The organism is Serratia sp. B501 (genome assembly GCF_051172315.1).
Classification (GTDB): domain Bacteria; phylum Pseudomonadota; class Gammaproteobacteria; order Enterobacterales; family Enterobacteriaceae; genus Serratia; species Serratia ureilytica.
Window position 1 is genome coordinate 1 of the sequence record NZ_JBPIZB010000022.1, and the last position, 1,130, is coordinate 1,130.

Below are 1,130 nucleotides of genomic sequence, written 5' to 3' on the forward strand. Positions count from 1 at the left end.
TGCCCGCAGTGCGACATGCTGGTGGCGCTGCCGCCGCTGGCCTATGGCAGCAAAGCGGTATGCCCGCGCTGCAAAACCACGCTCAGCGCCCGCTGGGACGAGCCGCGCAAGCGGCCGATCGGTTACGCGCTCAGCGCCTTGTTCATGCTGGTGCTGGCCAACATTTTCCCGTTTATCAACATGCGCGTCGCCGGCCTCGGCAACGAAATCCGGCTGATCCAAATCCCGGAAGTCATGGTGGCGGAAGACTACGCCAGCATGGCCACCTTGTTTATGGTGTTCGTGCAGCTGATCCCGGCGTTTTGCATGGTGGCGATCGTTCTGCTGTGCGCCAGGGTGCGCTTGCCGCTGGGTCTCAAAGAGTGGATGGCCCGGGTGCTGTTCCAGTTCAAGACCTGGTGCATGGTGGAAATTTTCCTCGCCGGGGTGCTGGTCAGCTTCGTCAAGCTGATGGCCTACGGCGACATCGGCATCGGCAGCAGCTTCGTGCCTTACTGCCTGTTCTGTCTTCTGCAGGTGCGCGCTTTCCAGTGCGTGGATCGGCGCTGGCTGTGGCAGGATATCGAACCGGCGCCGCGGCTTAATCGCCCGCTGACGGTGGGGCGCACCGGCAGGCGCCAGGGCGTGCGCTCCTGCGCGTGCTGCACGGCGATCCTGCCGGCCGATCAGGTGCGCTGCCCGCGCTGCCACACCAAGGGCTACGTGCGTCGCCGCCACAGCCTGCAGTGGACGCTGGCGCTGCTGGTGACCTCTGTCATGCTGTATATTCCGGCCAACCTGATGCCCATCATGGTGACCGAGGCGCTGGGTAACAAGATGAATTCCACCATCATGGCGGGGGTGATCCTGCTGTGGGGGGACGGCTCTTATCCGGTAGCGATGGTGATTTTCATCGCCAGTATCATGGTGCCGTCGCTGAAAATGTTGGCGATCGGTTGGCTGTGCTGGGATGCGAACGGCAGGAAGAAACCGCGCGCCGACAGCGAGCGTATGCATCTGATTTATGAAGTGGTCGAATTCGTTGGTCGTTGGTCAATGATCGACGTGTTTGTGATCGCCGTGTTGTCGGCGTTGGTGCGAATGGGGCAGTTGATGAGCATTTATCCCGCGACGGGCGCCGTGCTGTTCGC

At 62.0% G+C, this 1,130-nt stretch carries 1 protein-coding gene; it reads left to right on the forward strand.

What is annotated here, in order from left to right; genetic code table 11:
• On the forward strand, positions 1–1,130 hold a 1,130-nt coding region (pqiA, locus tag ACSBQV_RS24205), incomplete at both ends, for a membrane integrity-associated transporter subunit PqiA (RefSeq protein ID WP_434991571.1).